The sequence below is a fragment of the Deinococcus sp. genome (assembly GCF_025362455.1).
Lineage (GTDB): Bacteria > Deinococcota > Deinococci > Deinococcales > Deinococcaceae > Deinococcus.
The window spans coordinates 1-18,335 of the sequence record NZ_JANYGJ010000251.1 but is presented as its reverse complement, the minus strand read 5'-3'; the positions used below and the strand labels follow the sequence as shown (position 1 = coordinate 18,335).

Annotated in this window: 19 protein-coding genes and 1 pseudogene; 13 read left to right on the top strand and 7 right to left on the bottom strand. The window is 64.9% G+C overall.

Going from position 1 to position 18,335, the window contains the following annotated elements:
• Positions 1–792: VOC family protein (locus tag Q0R23_RS17365; RefSeq protein ID WP_293915082.1), on the bottom strand; the 792-nt coding region annotated here is incomplete at its 3' end.
• A complete protein-coding gene (locus Q0R23_RS17360; RefSeq protein ID WP_293915080.1) occupies positions 789–1,265 on the bottom strand; it encodes a MarR family transcriptional regulator in 477 nt (158 codons plus the stop codon). The genes Q0R23_RS17365 and Q0R23_RS17360, both read right to left, overlap by 4 nt.
• Positions 1,266–1,498: 233 nt before the next feature.
• Here Q0R23_RS17360 and Q0R23_RS17355 point away from each other — a divergent pair, with 233 nt between their 5' ends.
• The gene (locus Q0R23_RS17355; RefSeq protein WP_293915079.1) at positions 1,499–3,886 is read left to right on the top strand and encodes a transglycosylase domain-containing protein; all 2,388 of its coding nucleotides are present in this window, start codon (positions 1,499–1,501) and stop codon (positions 3,884–3,886) included.
• Between the two features lie 9 nt (positions 3,887–3,895).
• Here Q0R23_RS17355 and Q0R23_RS17350 read toward each other — a convergent pair whose 3' ends face one another.
• Positions 3,896–4,888, bottom strand: coding sequence for a serine hydrolase domain-containing protein (locus Q0R23_RS17350; RefSeq protein WP_293915077.1), 993 nt, complete (start codon positions 4,886–4,888; stop codon positions 3,896–3,898).
• 145 nt (positions 4,889–5,033) lie between these two features.
• Here Q0R23_RS17350 and Q0R23_RS17345 point away from each other — a divergent pair, with 145 nt between their 5' ends.
• Positions 5,034–5,837, top strand: a complete 804-nt coding sequence (locus Q0R23_RS17345; RefSeq protein ID WP_293915076.1) for a transposase family protein — start codon at positions 5,034–5,036, stop codon at positions 5,835–5,837.
• Between the two features lie 26 nt (positions 5,838–5,863).
• On the opposite strand, the gene Q0R23_RS17340 is transcribed toward Q0R23_RS17345, so the two are convergent.
• Entirely contained in the window at positions 5,864–6,226 is a 363-nt protein-coding gene (locus tag Q0R23_RS17340) for a hypothetical protein (RefSeq protein ID WP_293915074.1), read from the bottom strand.
• On the opposite strand from Q0R23_RS17340, the gene Q0R23_RS17335 reads away from it, so the two are divergent.
• The 10 genes and pseudogenes from Q0R23_RS17335 (at position 6,212) to Q0R23_RS17290 (ending at position 12,959) form a co-directional block, all read left to right on the top strand.
• Positions 6,212–6,502 (top strand): hypothetical protein, encoded by a 291-nt coding sequence (locus Q0R23_RS17335; RefSeq protein ID WP_293915072.1) that lies wholly within the window; start codon positions 6,212–6,214, stop codon positions 6,500–6,502. The genes Q0R23_RS17340 and Q0R23_RS17335 overlap by 15 nt on opposite strands.
• A gap of 136 nt (positions 6,503–6,638) precedes the next feature.
• A complete protein-coding gene (locus Q0R23_RS17330) occupies positions 6,639–7,502 on the top strand; it encodes a hypothetical protein (RefSeq protein WP_293915070.1) in 864 nt (287 codons plus the stop codon).
• A gap of 76 nt (positions 7,503–7,578) precedes the next feature.
• Positions 7,579–7,995, top strand: a complete 417-nt coding sequence (locus Q0R23_RS17325; RefSeq protein ID WP_293915069.1) for a hypothetical protein — start codon at positions 7,579–7,581, stop codon at positions 7,993–7,995.
• A 106-nt stretch (positions 7,996–8,101) separates the two neighbouring features.
• Positions 8,102–8,287, top strand: a pseudogene (locus Q0R23_RS17320) (hypothetical protein); the annotation flags it as partial.
• Between the two features lie 265 nt (positions 8,288–8,552).
• Positions 8,553–9,491: a 16S rRNA (cytidine(1402)-2'-O)-methyltransferase gene (gene rsmI / locus Q0R23_RS17315; protein ID WP_293915084.1), complete on the top strand. Its 939-nt coding sequence runs from the start codon at positions 8,553–8,555 to the stop codon at positions 9,489–9,491.
• A 122-nt stretch (positions 9,492–9,613) separates the two neighbouring features.
• Positions 9,614–10,594: a 6-phosphofructokinase gene (gene pfkA, locus Q0R23_RS17310; protein ID WP_293915068.1), complete on the top strand. Its 981-nt coding sequence runs from the start codon at positions 9,614–9,616 to the stop codon at positions 10,592–10,594.
• Between the two features lie 297 nt (positions 10,595–10,891).
• Positions 10,892–11,704, top strand: a complete 813-nt coding sequence (locus tag Q0R23_RS17305) for a hypothetical protein (protein ID WP_293915067.1) — start codon at positions 10,892–10,894, stop codon at positions 11,702–11,704.
• Between the two features lie 143 nt (positions 11,705–11,847).
• Positions 11,848–12,153 (top strand): hypothetical protein, encoded by a 306-nt coding sequence (locus tag Q0R23_RS17300; RefSeq protein ID WP_293915066.1) that lies wholly within the window; start codon positions 11,848–11,850, stop codon positions 12,151–12,153.
• Between the two features lie 12 nt (positions 12,154–12,165).
• Positions 12,166–12,345 carry a hypothetical protein gene (locus tag Q0R23_RS17295; protein WP_293915065.1) on the top strand — a complete coding sequence of 60 codons (180 nt, stop codon included), beginning with the start codon at positions 12,166–12,168 and terminating at the stop codon, positions 12,343–12,345.
• A 44-nt stretch (positions 12,346–12,389) separates the two neighbouring features.
• On the top strand, positions 12,390–12,959 hold the full coding sequence (locus Q0R23_RS17290) for a hypothetical protein (RefSeq protein WP_293915064.1): 570 nt from the start codon (positions 12,390–12,392) through the stop codon (positions 12,957–12,959).
• A gap of 9 nt (positions 12,960–12,968) precedes the next feature.
• On the opposite strand, the gene Q0R23_RS17285 is transcribed toward Q0R23_RS17290, so the two are convergent.
• Positions 12,969–13,994 (bottom strand): NADPH:quinone oxidoreductase family protein, encoded by a 1,026-nt coding sequence (locus Q0R23_RS17285; protein ID WP_293915063.1) that lies wholly within the window; start codon positions 13,992–13,994, stop codon positions 12,969–12,971.
• Positions 13,995–14,120: 126 nt separating this feature from the next.
• On the opposite strand from Q0R23_RS17285, the gene Q0R23_RS17280 reads away from it, so the two are divergent.
• A complete protein-coding gene (locus Q0R23_RS17280; RefSeq protein WP_293915061.1) occupies positions 14,121–16,199 on the top strand; it encodes a 3-hydroxyacyl-CoA dehydrogenase NAD-binding domain-containing protein in 2,079 nt (692 codons plus the stop codon).
• A 1-nt stretch (position 16,200) separates the two neighbouring features.
• Here Q0R23_RS17280 and Q0R23_RS17275 read toward each other — a convergent pair whose 3' ends face one another.
• Both Q0R23_RS17275 and Q0R23_RS17270 read right to left on the bottom strand, forming a co-directional pair.
• Entirely contained in the window at positions 16,201–17,238 is a 1,038-nt protein-coding gene (locus Q0R23_RS17275; RefSeq protein WP_293915059.1) for a hypothetical protein, read from the bottom strand.
• On the bottom strand, positions 17,231–18,250 hold the full coding sequence (locus Q0R23_RS17270) for a DNA cytosine methyltransferase (RefSeq protein WP_293915057.1): 1,020 nt from the start codon (positions 18,248–18,250) through the stop codon (positions 17,231–17,233). The genes Q0R23_RS17275 and Q0R23_RS17270 overlap by 8 nt, the downstream gene beginning before the upstream one ends.
• Between the last annotated feature and the right edge of the window lie 85 nt (positions 18,251–18,335).

The following is an 18,335-nucleotide window of genomic DNA, read 5'->3' as shown; positions in this document are numbered from 1 at the left end:
GGCCACGCCCGCTTCGTGTAGGCGCCCGGCCAGGCGGTCAACCTCTGCCACACCCGGTAGGTAGAACTGCGCCTCTTCGAGCTTGAGGCTGTGCTCCGGCGCCGCTCGCCCACCCGCGCTGTGCCAGGTGTTCAGGCCCAGATGATGGTGGTAGCCGCCTACCGAGATGAACAGCGCCTGGCCCGACCAGCGGCTGGTGACATCAAAGCCCAGCACGCCGCTGTAAAAAACTTCGGTGGCGGCGATGTCGCTGACGCGCAGGTGAACGTGGCCCATCACCGTGCCGCCCGGCAGCCCGCTGTACGGCGCTTCTGGCCCGGCCTCGGCGAGCAGGCTGGCGATGTTTACCGGCTCACTGCCCATGACCACCTCACCGGCCTGCCACTGCCAGGTGTCTTGAGGCCGGTCATAGTAGATCTCGATGCCGTGCCCGTCGGGGTCATTCAGATAAAAGGCCTCGCTGACCAGATGGTCGCCCTGGCCCAGCCGCACGCCTGTCGCCGCGATGCGGCGCACCAACTGCCCCAGTTCGGCGCGGCTCGGTAGCAGCAGCGCGAGGTGGAACAGGCCGGGGCTGTTGCCCGGCGCACGCGGGGCGCCGCTCAGCTCGCGCAGCTTCAGCAGCGCCCGGCCTGGCACGCCCAGCTCTGCCGCGTGGCCGTCCTGGCGCAGCACTACTAGGCCCAGCACCTGCGTGTAAAACGCTAGGCTGCGGCTCAGGTCGCTGACCGACAGCGCCACGGGGCCGACGCTGAGGGCTTTGTTCAGTCGGAAGGGCGTAAGTGGGGTCATTCGGTCTCCCTGGATTCAGGTGCGGCCTCACGGTTGCGCGGAGGTATCTCCCGCAGCAGCGTCAGCAGCAGTTCCAGCTTTTCAGGGGGCAGGTGGGCGAACTGCGCGGCGTGGAGGCGCGAAAGTGGGGCGTCGAGGCTGGCGAGCAGCTTCAACCCGGCCTCGCTGATGCGTGAGGTGACCACCCGGCGGTCCCGGCGCTCGCGGGTGCGGGCGACCAGTCCGGCGTGTTCCAAGCGGTCCAGCAGGCGGGTCACGTCGGGGTCACGGGCGATCAGGCGCCCGCCGATTTCGCCGCAGGTCAGGCCCGCGCCCGCGCCGCGCAGAATCCGCAGCACGTTGAACTGCGCCGTGCTCAGTCCCGTCGCCCTGAGCAGCTCGGTGGGCTGCTGACTCAAATCGCTCGCCAGCGTCTGAAGCGCCAGGTAAAGCTGATGTTCGGGGGTGGTGATGGAGCTGGATGGACTGGTCATCTCGCTGTGAATATACTCGTGGCAACAACTATCGTCAAGACGAAGAGTTTTGAGGGTGTGCTCGCCTGTACAGATGTTTATCTGAGCACCGGCTATCTGAGCACCGGCTCGGCGCGAGGTCGTCCAGCTCATGCCAGACGATGTTTGGCGCGAGTGGGTACGCCCGGCCTCAAAATCCCCGACCTCATCAGCCTTCAGACCGCCTTCAGGCCCCGGCGCTATGCTGCTCATATATGCGCTTCCTCAGAGCTGTATTCGCCTTGCTGTTGCTGCTGGGCCTCACGCTGACGGGGATGTGGTACGCCTGGGGGCGCGACCTGCCCAGCGTCGGCGACCTCGACGTGCTGGAATTCAGCGGCACCACCCGCGTCTATGACCGCGTAAACCACCTGGTCGCCACCCTGACCCCGACCCTGAGTAGCGGCCAGACCGTCAGCCGCAACCTGCTGCCGCTCGCCCAGATCAGCGGCTGGGCGCGCACGGCGGTGGTCACCAGCGAGGACCGGCGCTACTACGATCACGGCGGCGTGGATTTCATCGGCATCGGGCGCGGGCTGCTCAAGGGCATCTTCAAGAACGATCTGGAGGGCGGGTCGAGCATCACCCAGCAGGTCGTCAAAAACACCCTGCTGAGCAACCTCGCCAGCGCCCGCACCGCCGAGCGCAAGTTCAAGGAAGCCGTGCTGGCTTACCAGTTGGAGAACCAGTTCAGCAAGGCCCAGATTCTCAACGCCTACCTCAACATCATCTACTGGGGCGACGGCGGCAAGTCCGACATCGTGGGCATCGGCTCGGCGGCGCAGGCGTATTTCCGCAAACCGGCCTCGGCCCTGAACCTGGCCGAGAGCGCTTACCTGGCGACCCTGATTCCGGCGCCCAACACCCGTTACAAGGATTTTACCGGCTACCGCCCGCTGATGAAAATTCTGCTGGGGCGCATGGTGCAAGATGGCCGCGCCACGGCTGCCGAGGCCAACGCCGCCTGGCTCACGCCGATTCAGCCGTCCGGCTGGCAAGTGACCTGGGGCGCTTACGGCCAGGTCCAGTCGGCGAAGCTGGTCAACCCCGGCAGCCTGGAGGCCAACAACCCGGCGCCGCAGCAGGGGCAGGCCTTTCACTTCATGCAGGCGCTGGAGCAGGAACTGGCCGCCCAGATCGGACGCAAGGCGCTCTACGGCGGCGGCAAGGTCTACGCCACGCTCGACCTGGGGGAGCAGCAGGCCGCCGAGCAGGCCAGCCTGAACGCCCAGTTGCCCGACCAGGCCACCCTGGGCATCGCCCTGATCGACCCCAGCAACGGCGAGGTCCGCGCCCTGGTGGGCCAGAAGCTGACCGGGGGCCGCCCGGCAGACTGGAACAATGCCGTGCAGGCGCGGCGCCAGGTGGGCAGCAGTGTCAAACCGCTGCTATATACGCTGGCTCTCTCGCAGGGCTGGAAACAGTCGGACACCGTGCTCGATTCGCCGCTGACCGGCGACTATCAGCCGCAGAACTACGACGGGCACTGGACGGGCCGCCGCGTGACGCTGCGCTACGCCCTGGACCACTCGCTGAACCTGCCCACCGTGAGACTCGGCCAGCAGCTCGGCATGGGCAAGTTCGAGGACAAATTGCGCGAACTGGGCCTGAGCCCGCCGCCCAACGCCGGACTGTCGCTGGCCATCGGCACGCTGGAGGCCAGCCCGCTCCAGATGGCCGCCGCCTACGTGCCGTTCGCCAACGGCGGCAACTATTTCGCGCCCAGCCTGGTGCGCCGGGTGGAGGACGCGCGCGGCAAGGTCATCTACAGCCGCCCGGCCCCGCTGCCCCGCCGCGTCTGGGACGCGCAGACCGCCTGGCTGGGCCTGGACATGATCCGGGGTGTGGTCAACGACCTGGAACGGCTTCAGGGTGGCCTGGGCGTTGGCGCCCGGATTCCGGGCCGCGACGTGGCGGGCAAGACCGGCACCACCAACGACATCAAGGACCTGTGGTTCGTCGGCACCGCGCCCAACCTGACCGGCGCCGTCTGGGTGGGTAAGCAGGCGGGCGGCTCGCTGCCGACCTGGGCTTACAGCGGCACCATCTCGGCCCCGATCTGGAAGCAGGCGGTGGCTGGGGCGCTGATGGGCACGCCGGTTGAGACCTTTACCGAGCCGGGCGGCATCGAGTACGTGGTGGTGCGGCGGGTGAAGATGGCCTTTCGCACCCAGCCGGTGGCCCAGCCAGCAACTCAGCCCAAGCCTGAGCCGCAGCCGGAGGTCCAGACGCCCGCGCCGCAGCCGCAGCCAACCCAATCCCAACAAACACAGCCGCAGCAGACATCATCCCAGACCCCGACACGGCCCCAGCCCCAGACCCAGCCCCAGACCCAGACGCAGCCGCAACCAACCCAGCAGCCTGCACCGGACCAGGCTGCCCCGGACGCCTCCCGGTTTCCCCAGCCGTCCGACCTCGTTCCGGCCACGCCTGACCCGGCCCAAACCAGTTCAGCGCAGACCAGTTCAGCGCAGACCAGTCCGGCGCAGACCGACCCCAACGTGGACTTTCAGGGCAATCAGGGCGAGGTGCAGATCGTGCCGCAGGTCGATCCGAACGCGCCGGAGCCGGTGGCGCCGCCGGAAGCGCCACCGAGGCCGTAGCGCCCATCCTCACAGCAGTTCCGAGAGCAGCTTGCCCGGCGCCTGACCCCCTGCCGGGCCGCTGCTGACCAGGACCACCGCCGCCCGGCCCGTTTCGGGGCAAAATCCCAGGGCCGCGCGTGTGCCGCGTGCCGTGCCGTCATGCCACCAGACCAGCCGCCTGGACATGCGGGCCACGAACCATCCGTCCGCCACGCCGACCAGATTAGGTGGGCTGCCTGCTGGGCGCGTGAACGTCTCCCAGCCGCGTAGCTGCCCCTCCAGATGCGCCGCCGCGAAGCGCAGCAGGTCGTGGGCGGTGCTATGCAGTCCGCCCGCCCCGACCAGGCCTCCGAAGCCGCTGGTGCGGGCCGAACCGAGCAATCCGTGCGGCGTCGCCAGCCGGGTGCGCGGCGTAAAGTCGGTCTGGAGCAGCTCCAGCGGGCCGAGCACGTGGCGGCGCAGGGCGTCCGGATAGGCTTCGCCCGCCGCTTCGGCGCAGGCCAGGGCCAGCAGCCCGTAGCCGAAGTTGGAATAGCCCAGCCGCCCGGCCAGATTGCGCCCCCACCAGGCCCAGCGCCGCCCGGAGGCCAGTACGGCGTCGGCGTTCAGGCGGCCATACGGATCGTGAAAATTCTGCACCATGCCCAGCCCGCCCCGCAGCGGATGCACCGGCAGGCCCGCCGTGTGGGTCAGCAGGGCGCGGGCGGTGACGCTCGCCGGATAGCCCCGGAAGCGCGTGAACTGCTTTGACAGTGGCCTATCCAGCTCGATGCGGCCCTGAGCGGCCAGGGCCAGCGCCAGCGCCGCCGTGAACGGTTTGGTCACGCTGGCGATCTCGAAGCTGTCGCCCGCCTCCTGGCGCCGCGTCAATACTGTCTGGACGCCGTTCTGGGACAGGGCGACCACGCCGCCGGGCCGCAGGGTTCGGCGCAGGCCGGTTTCCACGGCGCGGGCGTCCAGATCGGGGAAATGCGTCCCAAGCTGCCGGGCCACTGTCTGGGCTGGGTCCGGTCGCCACATGGACAGCAGGATAGGCGCTGGGTGGGCGGTAATGTGTACCGCTTCAGGAAGGTGACATTAAAAACCCAGGCTTTTATCTCCACTGAGTACAATCTCCACTGAGTACAAAGGTGGACGAAGTGGGAAAAGGGGCGATAGATGGTGTGTGCGCACCCCTATCAGCCCGCTTCCTTTTTTAACGCAAATTCCCGACTGGCGCGACCCCAAACGTATCACGTATTCCTGGGAGACGTACTGGACGCTCATTCTCGTCGGAACGCTGAGTGGGCCGGAGAACATTCCGGCTCTTTTGCAGTGGCTCACGGGGCAGCGAAAGGTGCTGACACAGCACCTTTTGCTGGGCTCGATCCCCAGTCAAGCCACGCTGTACCGCTTCTCCTGGCAGCTCGATCTGCATCTGGACGCCCTGCACGCCGCCTTGATCGCTTGGGTCAAGGTCCGCTCCCCGGAGGTGGACTGCTCGAAGCTGGCGTGTTTGTCGGCGGATGGCACAGTGCTCAAGGGCAGCGCCCGACAGGGCGAAGCCGCCCTGTCGTTCGTCTCGGTGTTTTTCCATGAGTTGGCATTGACCGTCGCGCGAGCCGCTCAAGGTGGGCGACACGAGGCATGTGTACTGGATGGCCTGTTGGACACCATCCAGCACATCTTCGGGTCGCACTGGCTGCTGACCCTGGATGCCGCCCACACCGAACAGGGGCTGACCAACCGCATCATTGGACACGGTGGACAGTATCTCGTCCCACTCAAAAACAACACCAGAGCGCTCAAAGCGTGGGCGCAGATCGCGTTTTCCTATCCGCCCACCAGTGTCGTTCATGACGAGGAACGCCGCAGTGGGGAGACCTGGCAGCGCTTGACCAGCACCCAGCCAGGTCTCCCCCAAGACCTGCTCACTACGCTTCCAGACGCCAAAACACTGATAAAGCGTGAACACCTCGTCGAGCACTAGGCTGGGCGTCACAGCAGGGAGGTGCGCTATGCCGTGAGCAGCACGCCGAGACCCTCTGGCGCACCCACTGGGGCATCGAGAATCGCAGTCACCATCGACGCGACACCCTCTTCCACGAGGACCACTCCCGCACCCGTCGCGGTGCTCAAGGCCGAGCCGTGCTCCACGGGATGCTCCTCCCCCTTCTGCACGCCAAAACGCGCCAGCTCACCGCCTTCGTCCGTCAGCTCCGTCTCAATCCGCTCACCGCTCTCCGACTTCTGGGTCTCGACTTTGCACTGGGTTGAGATAAAAGCCTGTCCCCGCCGATTACCCATGCTGCCAAACGGTGTACGACTATTTTCGGCAGTGGCAGAAAAATGATGCTGACGGAGTTGAACCAGCGTCATCCAGCACTGATCCTTCATCTCTTCGCGGATGGTGGTTACCGAGGAAAATGGGAGGGTTGGGTCAAGACCACACTCAACTACACGGTGGAAATCGTGCAGCGCCCCGATGCGAACGTGCGTGGCTACTCGCTCCCAGAGGCGCAGGAGCTGTCAGAGGCGCAGATCAAGACATTAAAAGGTCATCGTGGGTTTATCGTGGTCAAGAAGCGTTGGATCGCTGAACGCAGTTTCGCCTGGATTTCGTTTGCTGGATTTCGTTTGCTGGATTTCGTCTGATCGTCGCCTCAATCGTGAATATGATCTGCTTCCCGAAATTCTGACGGCGCCGCAGCCGAAAAATCGCCATAAAAAATCCGCCTTGCTCGGCGGTGATGACAAGAATATAGCGCGGTATGCTTTCGGAGTCAACTTTATGCATTCCATTCTCAATATTCCTGTCTCACACGCGCAGCTTCAGCGCTGGAGCCGTTATCTCGCCCCGGCACGCCAGCCGTTTTTTCTGACGCCGGAGCAGGCCCGCCCATTTGGGTTGACGCTCACCACGCCCGACCCTTCTCCGGAGGAGCGCGACACCTTCCAGCTCTGGAACGTGGGGCCAGATCAGGCCGCGCTGCTGAACGAGGCGGACTATCTGAGACTCACTCCCGCTCAGCGTGCCGAACTCCTGTCCATCCAGCGTGAGCATCGGCGCGGCGCGGTGGAGCCGGTGGGCGAGTGGCGCGACCTGCTGCCGGAGGTGGCCGGTCAGTCGGGCGGCGAGCGGTTCGTCTGGTGGCCCTCTGTGCTGGCTGGCCGCGAGCCGGAGATTCTGGGCCGAGTCCTGGCACGGGACCGGCTGCCCTGCCTGCACGCCGAGGTGCCCGAAAGCCTCTGGAACACCGTTTTGTCCATACTGCCCCGCGCCCGCGAACTGGCCGGAACCTTTGTGCCCGGCAGCGGCCCCAACTGCTTCGGCACGGTGATGGCGGCGGCTGGGGTAAGCGGCGCCGAGAACGTCTGGATGCAACGTGAGCCCTTCGAAGCCTGGCTTTTGGAATACACCCGACCCACACCGGAGCCCGCGCCGGGCAGCGTGCTGATCTGGCGCAGCGCAACGGGCCAGGTCGACCACGCCGCCGCCGTGCTGGGCGCTGATTATGTCCTCCACAAGCCCTCGCAGGGCTGGGATTCTCCCCGGCAGGTGGTCACGCTGGCGCAACTTCGAGGTGGCTGGGGCGCGGCGAGTGAGGTCAGGGGCCTGGCAGTCACCTCCCCGCCCGCTACACTGTCCAGATGAGCCCCACCCGTCTGAGCTTAATTCGGCTGAGCTTAATTCGGCTGAGCTTCACGCCCCCTGCTGCTCTGGTCCGGCCTTGAACTACGCCGCCTCGCTGGCGGTGGTGGCGCTGCTGGCCTTCTTCTTCCCGCTGGTGGTGCGGGTGGGCAGTCAGTACGGCGTGCCCCGGTCGCTGAGCGCCGCGACGCTGCTGGCGCTGGTCACCTTTTTCATGGCCACGTCGCTGATCCGTTTTCAGGTGGCGCGTTTTCGCCGCTCTACTGCCCGACTCGACGCGGCGCGTGCCCAGGTGGCCGCCGAGCCCGATTCGCCGCGTGCCTACTACGTTCACGGCGAGCACCTGGCGGCCATGCTGCTGAGAATGGGCCGCCGCCGCGAGGCCGCCGAGACGATTGACCGCTACGCCCAGCTCGGCGGTGCGCGCGAAACGGAGCTGATGGCCCTGCGTGAAGCGCTGGCCAGAGCCGAACGCCGCCGCCGGGGCGAGGGGTGAGCAGAGGGGCGGCGCTTCACATGAGAGCACCTTCAAGCTCCTTAAGATTTGCCTTAAAGGTGTGGACGTGGCAACGCTGCCGGGCGCCGCGCCGTACAGTAGGGGGATGAGGGCGTACAAGGGCGTGGTGGAAAATGGAGTGGTGGTGCTGATCGGCGCACGCCTGCCGGAAGGCACCGTCGTGACCGTGACGGTGGGCGAGGGCGAGTTGCTGCGGGCCAGAATCAGCAGCGCACTCAACCGCCCCAAGAAGATCCGCGTCAAGCTGCGGCCCATGCCGGGGCTGAGCATCGAGCGGGTCAGCGCCGATTTGATACGGGTTGATCCGAACCGGGCCGACCCGGAGCAGGCCGATCTGAGACGGGCCGATCTGGAACGTCACCTTCCAGAGCTGGTCTGAATTGGACAGGTCTGGGCTGGACGTACCGGAACACGAAGCGCTGGAAGCCCAGTTATCCGAACATGACTTGACCGAAGACCTCGACTGGCAGGACGACTCCGGCCCAGTTGAGATTGGCGCAGTCGAGATGGGCGCAGTTGAGATGGGCGCAGTCGAGATGGGCGCAGGCGAAACGCCAGAAACCGACCATTCCGGCGTCCGCGTCTGGCTGGTGCCGACGCCGGTAGGTAACCTGGGCGACATCACCCTGCGGGCCATCGAGGTGCTGCGCGGCGCCGACGCGGTGGCCTGCGAGGACACCCGCCGCAGCGGCGCATTGCTGGCCCACCTGGGCATTGCGCGGCCCCTGGTGCGGCTCGACGCGCACACCATGTCGCGCGCGCCGCAAGTGCTCTCGCGCTACCCCCGGCTGGCCTACGTCTCGGATGCGGGCAGCCCCGGCGTCAGCGACCCCGGCAGCGAGCTGGTGGCCGCCGCCCTGAGTCTGGGAGGCCGGGTGGAAGCCCTGCCGGGCGCCACGGCTTTTGTTCCGGCGCTCGTTTTGTCCGGCCTGGACAGCGCCCGCTTCACCTTCGAGGGCTTTTTGCCCCGCTCAGGCCGCGAGCGCAAAGAGCGCCTGGACGCGGTGGCGACCAGAACGGAGACCAGCCTGCTCTACGAGAGCCCGCACCGCCTGCACGCCACCTTGCAAGACCTGATCGCCACCTGCGGCCCGGAGCGCAGAGCCTCGGTGTCGCGGGAACTGAGCAAACGCTTCGAGGAAACCCGGCGCGGCCCCCTGAGCGAGCTGGCCGACTATTTTGCGGGCACGGTGCGCGGTGAGGTGGTGGTGGTGGTGGCTGGGCGCCCGCTGGGAGGGCTGCTGCCCGGTCAGAGCGCCCCGGATTACCCCCAGATGGCCGAGGGGTGGACTAGGCAGGGCCATGACGTGCGCGAGGTCCGGACCTTGTTGCAGGGCGCGGGTTTGCGTAAGAATGACGCCTACGGTCTGGCCCTGAGCGCCGCAGCCAATGTTACGTCGAGTGTTGCGGCCAGTGTTGCACCCAGTGTCGGCACCGAGGCGCCCACTGACCAGGCCGGGAACACCAGCGACTGAGTACGGCGCTGAACGCGGCGCTGCACACGGCGCCGCTGACAATCCGGAGGACCTATGACCACAATTTCGCTTCAAAAGCTGATCGATCAGTTTGAAATCCGGCTGGCACGAGCGGAAATGACGTGACCGCGCCCACCATCAAACGCCTGGCGGTGCTGACCAGCGGCGGCGACGCGCCCGGCATGAACGCGGCCATCCGCGCCGTGGTGCGCACGGCCACCTACCACGGCATCGAGGTGGTGGGCGTGCGCCGGGGCTTTCAGGGGCTGCACCAGGGCGATTTGCAGCTTCTGGGGCCGCGTGACGTGGCCAACATCATCCAGCGCGGCGGCACCATGCTGCTGACCGCCCGCTCGCACACCTGGCGCAGCGCAGAAGGCCGGGCCGAGGGTGCCCGGCATCTGCGCGAGTGGAACGTGGACGCCCTGGTGGTCATCGGCGGCGACGGCAGCTTTCACGGGGCGCACTATCTGCAACAGGAACACGGCATTCCGGTGGTCGGCCTGCCCGGCACCATCGACAACGACCTGTACGGCACCGACCACACCATCGGCTATTTCACGGCAGTCGAAACCGCCCTGGACGCCGTTGACAAGCTGCGCGACACGGCGGCCAGCCACGAGCGCGTCTTCGTGGTCGAGGTGATGGGCCGCCACGCCGGACACATCGCGCTGGACGTGGCGGTGGCGGGCGGCGCCGAGGAAGTCTTTTTGCCCGAAGATGAGAAGTCGGTCGACGACCTGCTGGAAGTCATCAAGTCGAGTCAGGCACGCGGCAAGACCAGCAGCATCATCATCGTGGCCGAGGGCTACCCCGGCGGCGGTCACGGCATCGCCGAGGCGATCATCGAGCACACCGGCATCGATACCCGCCTGACGGTGCTGGGCCACATCCAGCGCGGCGGCTCGCCGGTATCGAGCGACCGGGTGCTGGCCTCGCGGCTGGGCGAGGGCGCCGTCAACGCCCTGATCGCGGGCAAATCCAACATCATGGTGGGCCGCACCGGCGGCGGCCTGACCTACGTGCCCTTCGAGGACACCTGGGAGAAACGCAAGGATGTCAGCCGGGCGCTGTACAACTGCGCCAAAGTGCTGAGCATCTGAACGCCGCAGTTTGGGTGGGTGGCGGGGCCGGTTGTAGGACTCAACGATCAGCATTAAAACCGGGGCTGCACAACGGTAACTCGATCAGATGATGAAGATATGCGTGCCGACTCTGCGTTCGGGAGTCAACAGTTCTAATACTGACCTCGAATACTGACTCTGCCACCTCACAACAGGCCACGGTCGGCTCTCAGAGCGTGGGCCGGGGCTGCTACCCCCCGCCGCTAAAGGCAGATGAGCGACGGGGGCGCCCACGCCGGGTCTGTTCTCACTTAGGCCCGGTATGCTTCATTTTGCATGCCATATCGCCGGTTTCGCCGCCTCTTACCCCTCCTGAGCGCCCTGGCACTCGTGGGGGGAGCGGTGATGTGGGGCTCCGGCGTACAGGCGCTGACTTCAAGCACTGCTCAGGGGACCACTTCTCAGGGGACCGTTCCCCAGGCTGACTGGCGCGGCAAACTCTCGCCGCTGCTGCCGCAGAGCGGCCAGGTGGCGCAGGTGATGGAAACGCGCCCCAAGTTCTCGATCACCGAGATTCGGCGGCGGGTGCTGGACCTGGGCGGCAATCCGCAGGTGCTCGACCAGGTGCTCATCAGCGTGCAGCGCGGCGCGGCGCTCAGGTACGACAAGAGCATCAACATCAGCGAATCCAACTTCCACAAGTTGCTGATTTTCCAGCAGACCCTCCAGGGCAGTGGCCGGGTGGTCAAGCTCAGCGTGCAGTTCACTGGCAACCGCCTGACGTTCGGCGACCTGGGCGGCACGCCGCTGCTGCGCGGCATCAGCCTGGACCTCAGCACCGGCGAGATGCATTTTCCGGAGGGGTTCAGCGCCTCGCCCGAAGCCTTCGTCATCACGGCGGCGGAGGCCACCAAGGCCGATGATCCGCTGGGCAAACGCAGCGGCTACGTCTGGAAGGTGCTGGGCAACAACGCCGTGACCCAGACGGCGCTCAAAGGCTCGTTTTTCCTCCTGGGCCTCAGCGACGGCAGCGTGCTGATTAGTTACAACCGCAACGGCATTTTGCATGGTAGAAGCGGCACCGGCAGCCAGATTTTGAACTTCGGTCCCGGTACGCCGCCCGCCAGCAACCTGCTCACGCCGCGCTGAAGTGCGTAAATCCTGAGCAGCGCGGCTTCTGAGAACAGGCCTTTTCTGATGGGAGAATAGCTGATGGGAGATTGGCTGATAGAAGGCTAGAGGCTGATAGAAGGCTAAGGGTCATCTTCAGTGCTGGGGGCGACAATACGGCCATGACCTCCTCTCCGGACGACACCCTCTCCTGGCGTGCCCTGGAAGCCCGTGTGCCGCTGGATGAGCTGCCAGCCTTCCACCGCGCCTTCCTGAGCTGGCGCGGTGTGGAGGGCGCCGCCGGGATGCCGCTACGCCGCGTCCAGCAGCGGGTAGAGGCCGAACTTAACAAGCTGGTGCTGTCGGGCCAGGCCCGGCGGACCCAAGGTGACGGGCAGGCTCAGGGCGACGGGCAGACCCAGGGCGATCTGCTGGTCAGCCGCGCCGCCCTGGACGGCTTCGCTGCCATCCGGCCCTGGCTGGTCTGAGCGCCGTTCCGGATGCCACACCGCCCGCGCTGGTCGCTGCCGCCCCGCCCATTACCGCCCTACCCATTGCTGCCCGGCACACTCGGCGGCGAGGCCGCCCTGGCGGAACTGTGGGCACGGGCCAGCCTGGGCGGCGCGGGTGCGGCGGCGCCTGGTCTGCTGGCCGCCAGCGCGGCGTTCCAGTCGCTGTAGCGTCCCAGTCGCTGTATCCGGCCTGGGAGCGGCGCGACTGGGGCATGCCCGGCGCCGGGGGCACGCTGGCGGCTTGCGGCGGTCACTTCTGGGCCTGGCCGCAGCCCTCGCGCTCGTTTCTGGCTGAGCTGGGCGAGCTGCGCCAGCAACCGAGGCGCCCCAACGTACTGCATCCGGCCAGCGGGCTGGTGTTCGCCGTGTACCAGCGTCCGGGTGAACTGACCCTGCTGCTGGGCGGCACCAACACCAGCGACTCTGACTCGCAGCTCAGAACCCTGCCCAGCGGGGCGCAGCAGGTCGGGGCGGATGTGCTCAATCTGCTGGGTGGGTTGCCGCGCCGGGCCTTCAGTCCCTCGGCGCTGGGCCGCGCCGCCGCCTTGGCCCTGCCGCTCTCCCCGGAGGTGCTGTCGATCTCACCCGACGGCGACCCGATTGCGCTGATCGGCTCGCGCCGCCTGCACACCCGCATCGTCGGCGAACACCTCCGGTTGCCGCTGCATCCCCGCGTGCCCCCACTTCGCCGCGCCACCAGCCACGGTCAGATCTACCCGCACCTGCTGGCCTGGCTCCGCGAGCGGTGGCCGGAGCTGCCGAGTGCGCTGGAGCAGGCTTGAGTGTTTGCCTCAGCGCTGCGGCTCGATAATCACCTTGCCCGTCGTCTTGCGGTCAATCAAGTCCTGAAACGCCTGGGCCGAGTGCTCCAGCGGGTAGCGCGGCCCGACCTGCGGCCTGATCTTTCCGGCGGCGACGTGCGGGCCAAAAAAGGCCAGCGCCTCCTGAAAGAGCCCGCTCTCGCCCAGCATCGAGGTCAGCCAGACGCCGATGACGCTGATGTTTTTCTTCATCAGTGCGGTGGGTTCCAGGCTGGCACTCTGGCCGCTGGCGTTGCCCACGATCAGCATCCGGCCCCGGTTGGCGAGCATCTTGAGGCTTCTGGCGACCATCTCGCCGCCCGAAATCTCGACGAGCAGGTTCACGCCCTCGCCTCCGTTGGCGGCCTTCACGGCGTCGACCAGGTCAGCCCGCTCGGAATTCAGGGTGATCTGGGCGCCCAGCCCTTGCGCAATTTTCAGCTTCTCGTCGGTGCTGGCGAGTGCCACCACGTTCAGCTCCAGCGCCCGCGCCACCTGAATCAGCGCTCCGCCCAGCGCCCCGGCGGCGCCCTGCACCAGCACGGTCTCGCCCGCTTGTGCCCGGCCCAGCGTCACCAGGCTGATGTAGGCGGTGAGGTAACTGATCGGGAAGGCGGCGGCTTCAGGCGCGCTCAGGCCGCCCGGCACCGGAATGATGGCGCGTACCGGCACGATGGCGTACTCCGATAAGGCGCCCTGGCCTGAGAGCACCGCTACCTGCTGACTCAGCTCGAAGCCCTCGACACCTGGCCCCAGCGCGTCGATGCAGCCCGCGAATTCGCCGCCCGGCACCAGCGGCAGTTTGGTGGGCGTCAGGTACTGCCCCTTCACCGCCAGCACGTCGGCGAAGTTGATGCCCGCCGCCTTGACCTTGACGCGCACCTGCCCCTCGCCGGGTTCGGGTTTGGGCACCCGCCTGAGCTGCATCACGTCGGGGTTGCCCAGCGTTTCCACGACGATCTGGCGCATCATGGCGTGGTCGTGGCCGGGCGCAGAGGGCTTGTTGGGTTGTGTCATGCGCCCACTCTAGAGCCTGGGGCGGCCAGGTCGCTGAATGCCGAATCTTGACCCGTTCCCGTTGACCTGCTCACCTGGCCGTGCCAGCATCGCGGAGTCAAGTTCACATTTATTTCTGGAGGCCGTATGAGTCCAGTTCATCAATTCCATCAGGACGACGTGCTGGTGCTGACCATCGACAACCCGCCGGTCAACGCCCTGAGCCCCGGTGTGCCGGAAGGGCTCCACGCTGGCCTGGACGTGGCTGAGCAGGATGACAGAATCTGGGCCGTGGTGATTATCGGCGCCGGGCGCACGTTCGTGGCGGGCGCCGATATCCGCACTTTTGACCTGCCGCCAGAGCAGTCACCCGATCTGCGCGGGGTCATAGATAGGCTCGACAGCTTTGGTTTGCTGACCGTGGCGGCCATTCACGGCGCGGCGCTGGGCGGCGGCCTGGAGCTGGCGCTGGCCTGCACTTTCCGGGTGGCGGTGCCGGGGGCGCAACTGGGATTGCCGGAAGTGCGCCTGGGTGTGTTGCCGGGAGCGGGAGGAACGCAGCGGCTGCCCCGTGTGGTCGGGGTGCAGAAAGCGCTGGAGATGATGCTGTCGGGCAATTCGGTGGGCGCCGAGGAAGCCGAGACGCTGGGCTTGATCGACGACCTGATTGACGGCGACTTGCTGACCGGGGCTATGTCTTTCGCCCGCGCCAACGTAGGTAACCCCCCGCTGCCCCGCGTCAGCAAGCAGAAAGTGAAAGGAGGCAGCCCCGAACTGTTCGCCGCCGCCCGCGCCGGATTGGGCAAGACGCACAAAGGCCAGTATTCCCCCGACCTGATTGTCGACCTGGTAGAACTGGCGACCCACAAGCCTTTTGCCGAGGGTTACGCTGCCGAGAAGAAAAAATTCATGCAGGCCCTCGCTTCGCCGCAGTCACGCGGGCTGCGCCGACTCTTCTTCGCCGAGCGGGCCGTGGGCAAGGTTCCCGGCCTGAGCAAAGACACGCCCCTTACCGAGATCAATACGGTGGGCATCATCGGTGCGGGCACCATGGGCGGCGGCATCGCCATGAACTTTCTGAACGTGGGCATCCCCGTCACCATCGTCGAAACCACTCAGGAGGCGCTGGACCGGGGGCTGGGCATCATCCGCACCAACTACGAGGGCACCGTCAGGAAGGGCCGTCTGAGTCAGGCGGAGATGGACCGGCGCCTCTCGCTGCTGACCCCGACCCTCAGCCTGGACGCGCTCTCTGGAGCCGATTTGGTGATCGAGGCCGTCTTTGAAGCTATGGCCGTCAAGCGGGAGATCTTCGCGCGGCTGGACGCCATTGCCAAACCCGGTGCCATCCTCGCCAGCAACACGTCCACCCTCGACGTGAACGAGATCGCCCGCTCTACCCGGCGCCCGGAAAGCGTGATCGGGCTGCACTTTTTCAGTCCGGCCAACGTGATGAAGCTGCTGGAGATCGTGCGCGGCGCGGCCACCTCCGACACGGTGCTGGCGACCTGTCTGAGCCTGGCCCGGCGTATCAACAAAGTCGGCGTGGTGGTCGGCGTCTGTGACGGCTTCGTCGGCAACCGGATGGTGGGCCGCTACGGCGACGAGGCCCGTAAGCTGGCCGAGGAGGGCGCCGCGCCCGAACAGATCGACGCCGCTATGCACGACCTCGGCCTGCCGATGGGGCCGTTCGAGATGTCCGACATGGCCGGGCTGGACGTGGGCTACCTGATCCGCCAGCACCAGGCCCGCGTCGCCGGGGCGCCCAAGCCGGGCGGCTGGCTGGACCGGCTGGTCGAGGAGGGGCGCAAGGGTCAGAAGACGGGAGGCGGTATCTACGACTACCCCGCAGGCCGGACCCCCGTGCCGAGCCCGCACACCGCCGCGCTGCTGGACACCTACCGGCACGAGCAGGCGGTCAGTCCGCGCACGATTGACGCCGACGAGATCACCCGCCGCCTGATCGCCAGCCTGGTGGGCGAGGGCGCCCAGATTCTGGATGAGGGCATCGCGTTGCGCTCCGGCGACATCGACGTGATCTACGTCTACGGCTACGGCTTCCCGGCTTACCGGGGCGGCCCGATGGGCTACGCCGACGAGGTGGGCCTGGCGTCCGTAGTGGCCGATCTGGAACGCTTTGGCAGCGTGCCCGCGCCGTTGCTGAAGCGCCTGGCAGATGAGGGGAAAACGTTTGGGGAATGGGATAAGGAACGGGGGAGAGGGTGAATTACGATGGTGAATTCAGATGCGCCACAATCTTGGTCAGGGTTACTGAAGGTTGCCAGGTAGAAGCATATGAGTCGGCCATCTTTAGCCATTCCGCCAGTCTTTCTTCTTCTGGTACGTCTTTTTCCCAGTATTCAGTAATGAGTGCCCCGTCTAACCTCCGGGCGGCTTCTATAATCTCATCCTGAATATCCATCGTGCTTTTACAAACGTTTAGACCGCCGCAAATAGAGTCAAACTCATCAGGCGATACACTGCCAGCGGTAAACAGGTCTCTCGCCTGATGACACAACACGCCGTGATACGTCAGAATAAAAAGAACGGCGTCGTCGTACTTGTCACTTTCGCGCGATCCCTTGAAAATTTGTGGACAGAGAAGTGTCGCTTCGGCACGCAGCTTGCGTTTCTCGCTGGTAGAAAGTTTGGTGTATAGCCGGGCTTGAATGGAAAGTGAGTGTTCCTGATCGTCCCTATCTTCCAGCCACCACATGCGCTCGCCGGGTTTCTTACGGTCACGTGCGTACTTTCTGACGTAGGCCATTTTTTCATGTACACTGAGATCACTGAAACTAGCGTAATCGAGGCCGAAAATCTTGAAGAGGGATTCACCCCCACCTATCTGCACTTCAAATCGCGGCATGTGACTGGTCCTCACGTGAATAACACTCTCTTCGTATTTAGCCCAGCGCACTTCAGGTGGGCTGGTCTGTTTGCCAGCCCCCATCTTTCCAAACATCAGGTAGATGTACTTGACATTCACATCGCGTCTGGATTCCTGAATGCTGTTGGCTACGCTTCTCCAGGTGTCTTTCTCCGTAAACTTGACCTCAACGCCGAATTTGCCAACCGTGATGTCGGGGAAGACATGAGGATGTGGGTCATAGTTTACGCTGAAACCGAAGGGCCGCACCAACTGTTCCAGAGTGTCGCGAACACCGTTCTCAAAAGATTTTGACGTGGCGAAACCAGTCTCTCGCATCTTATCTGTCAATTCCTTGCTGGCTTGCTGAAGAATCTCTTCAAACTCGGCCTCAGTCATTTTCAACTGGCATACTTAACGATTCTTCAACGGCGCGAGCGATGTGCCAGGCGAGCACCGGAGGTACGGCATTGCCGATTTGCCGCTCCGAGTCTCTTATCTTGGCTTCGAAGATGAAATCATCGGGAAAGCTCTGAATTCTCGCCGCCTCACGCATCGACATCCGGCGTGGCAATTTATAATGCCAGTGGGTATTGCCGTGGCATTCGGCCCGAATGGTATAGCCTGGCCGATCAGCTTTTAAGCTCCGGTTACCCTGATCGGGACTGACGGCGGCTTTGCTCCAGAAATGATTGGTCGCCGGATTTTCGGGTAAATCTTCCAAATCCTGTAGTGCCGTGAGGGCATTCACCCAGGCCGTTTGATTCAGGATCGGGGTCGGTACGGCAAACTCCCTAACTGAGGGAAGGCGGCCAATAATGAAAACCCGTTCTCTCGTCTGGGGAACGCCGTAATCTGCCGCGTTGTACAGGTTATGCGTCACCTCGTAACCGAGAGACTGGAAATCCTGAGTGATCTGGTCAAAGGATTCAGAATGGTTACCGTGCATGAGCGCCTTGACATTCTCGACGACAAACATGCGAGGACCGAGTGCCCTGACTGCTTCAACCATCGCCCGGTAAAGTCCACTCTTCTCTCCGCTGATCGCACCCATTCCTTTACCGTTGACGCTGATGTCCTGGCAGGGAAAACCGCCGATTACCAGGTCGGCCTGCTCTGGCAGCGAGGCGAGATGATCCCAGATGTCGCCTTGATGGATGTGGCCGCCCAGATTTCTCCTGTACGTGTCACAGGCTCTCGCGTTAAGATCATTAGCCCAGACAATCTGAAATGGATGGCGTGAATAATGCTGACTCAAAAAGGTAAAATCCCCACGGAAACCGAGGTCAAGCCCGCCTGCTCCGGAAAAAAGCGAGACGACAGAAAAAAATCGAGATTCTGAACTCAAATCCTGTTTTTTAATTTTTGGCACTGATCTTCTGTATGTGGTAGAAGTCGTTTGAACGGTCATGACGCTAGTATAGCGGCTTTGCCGCCGTCCTAGGGCTATACTTTGACTGAGTGTTCACTGACTCTCCTTACTCGCTCACCGTCGC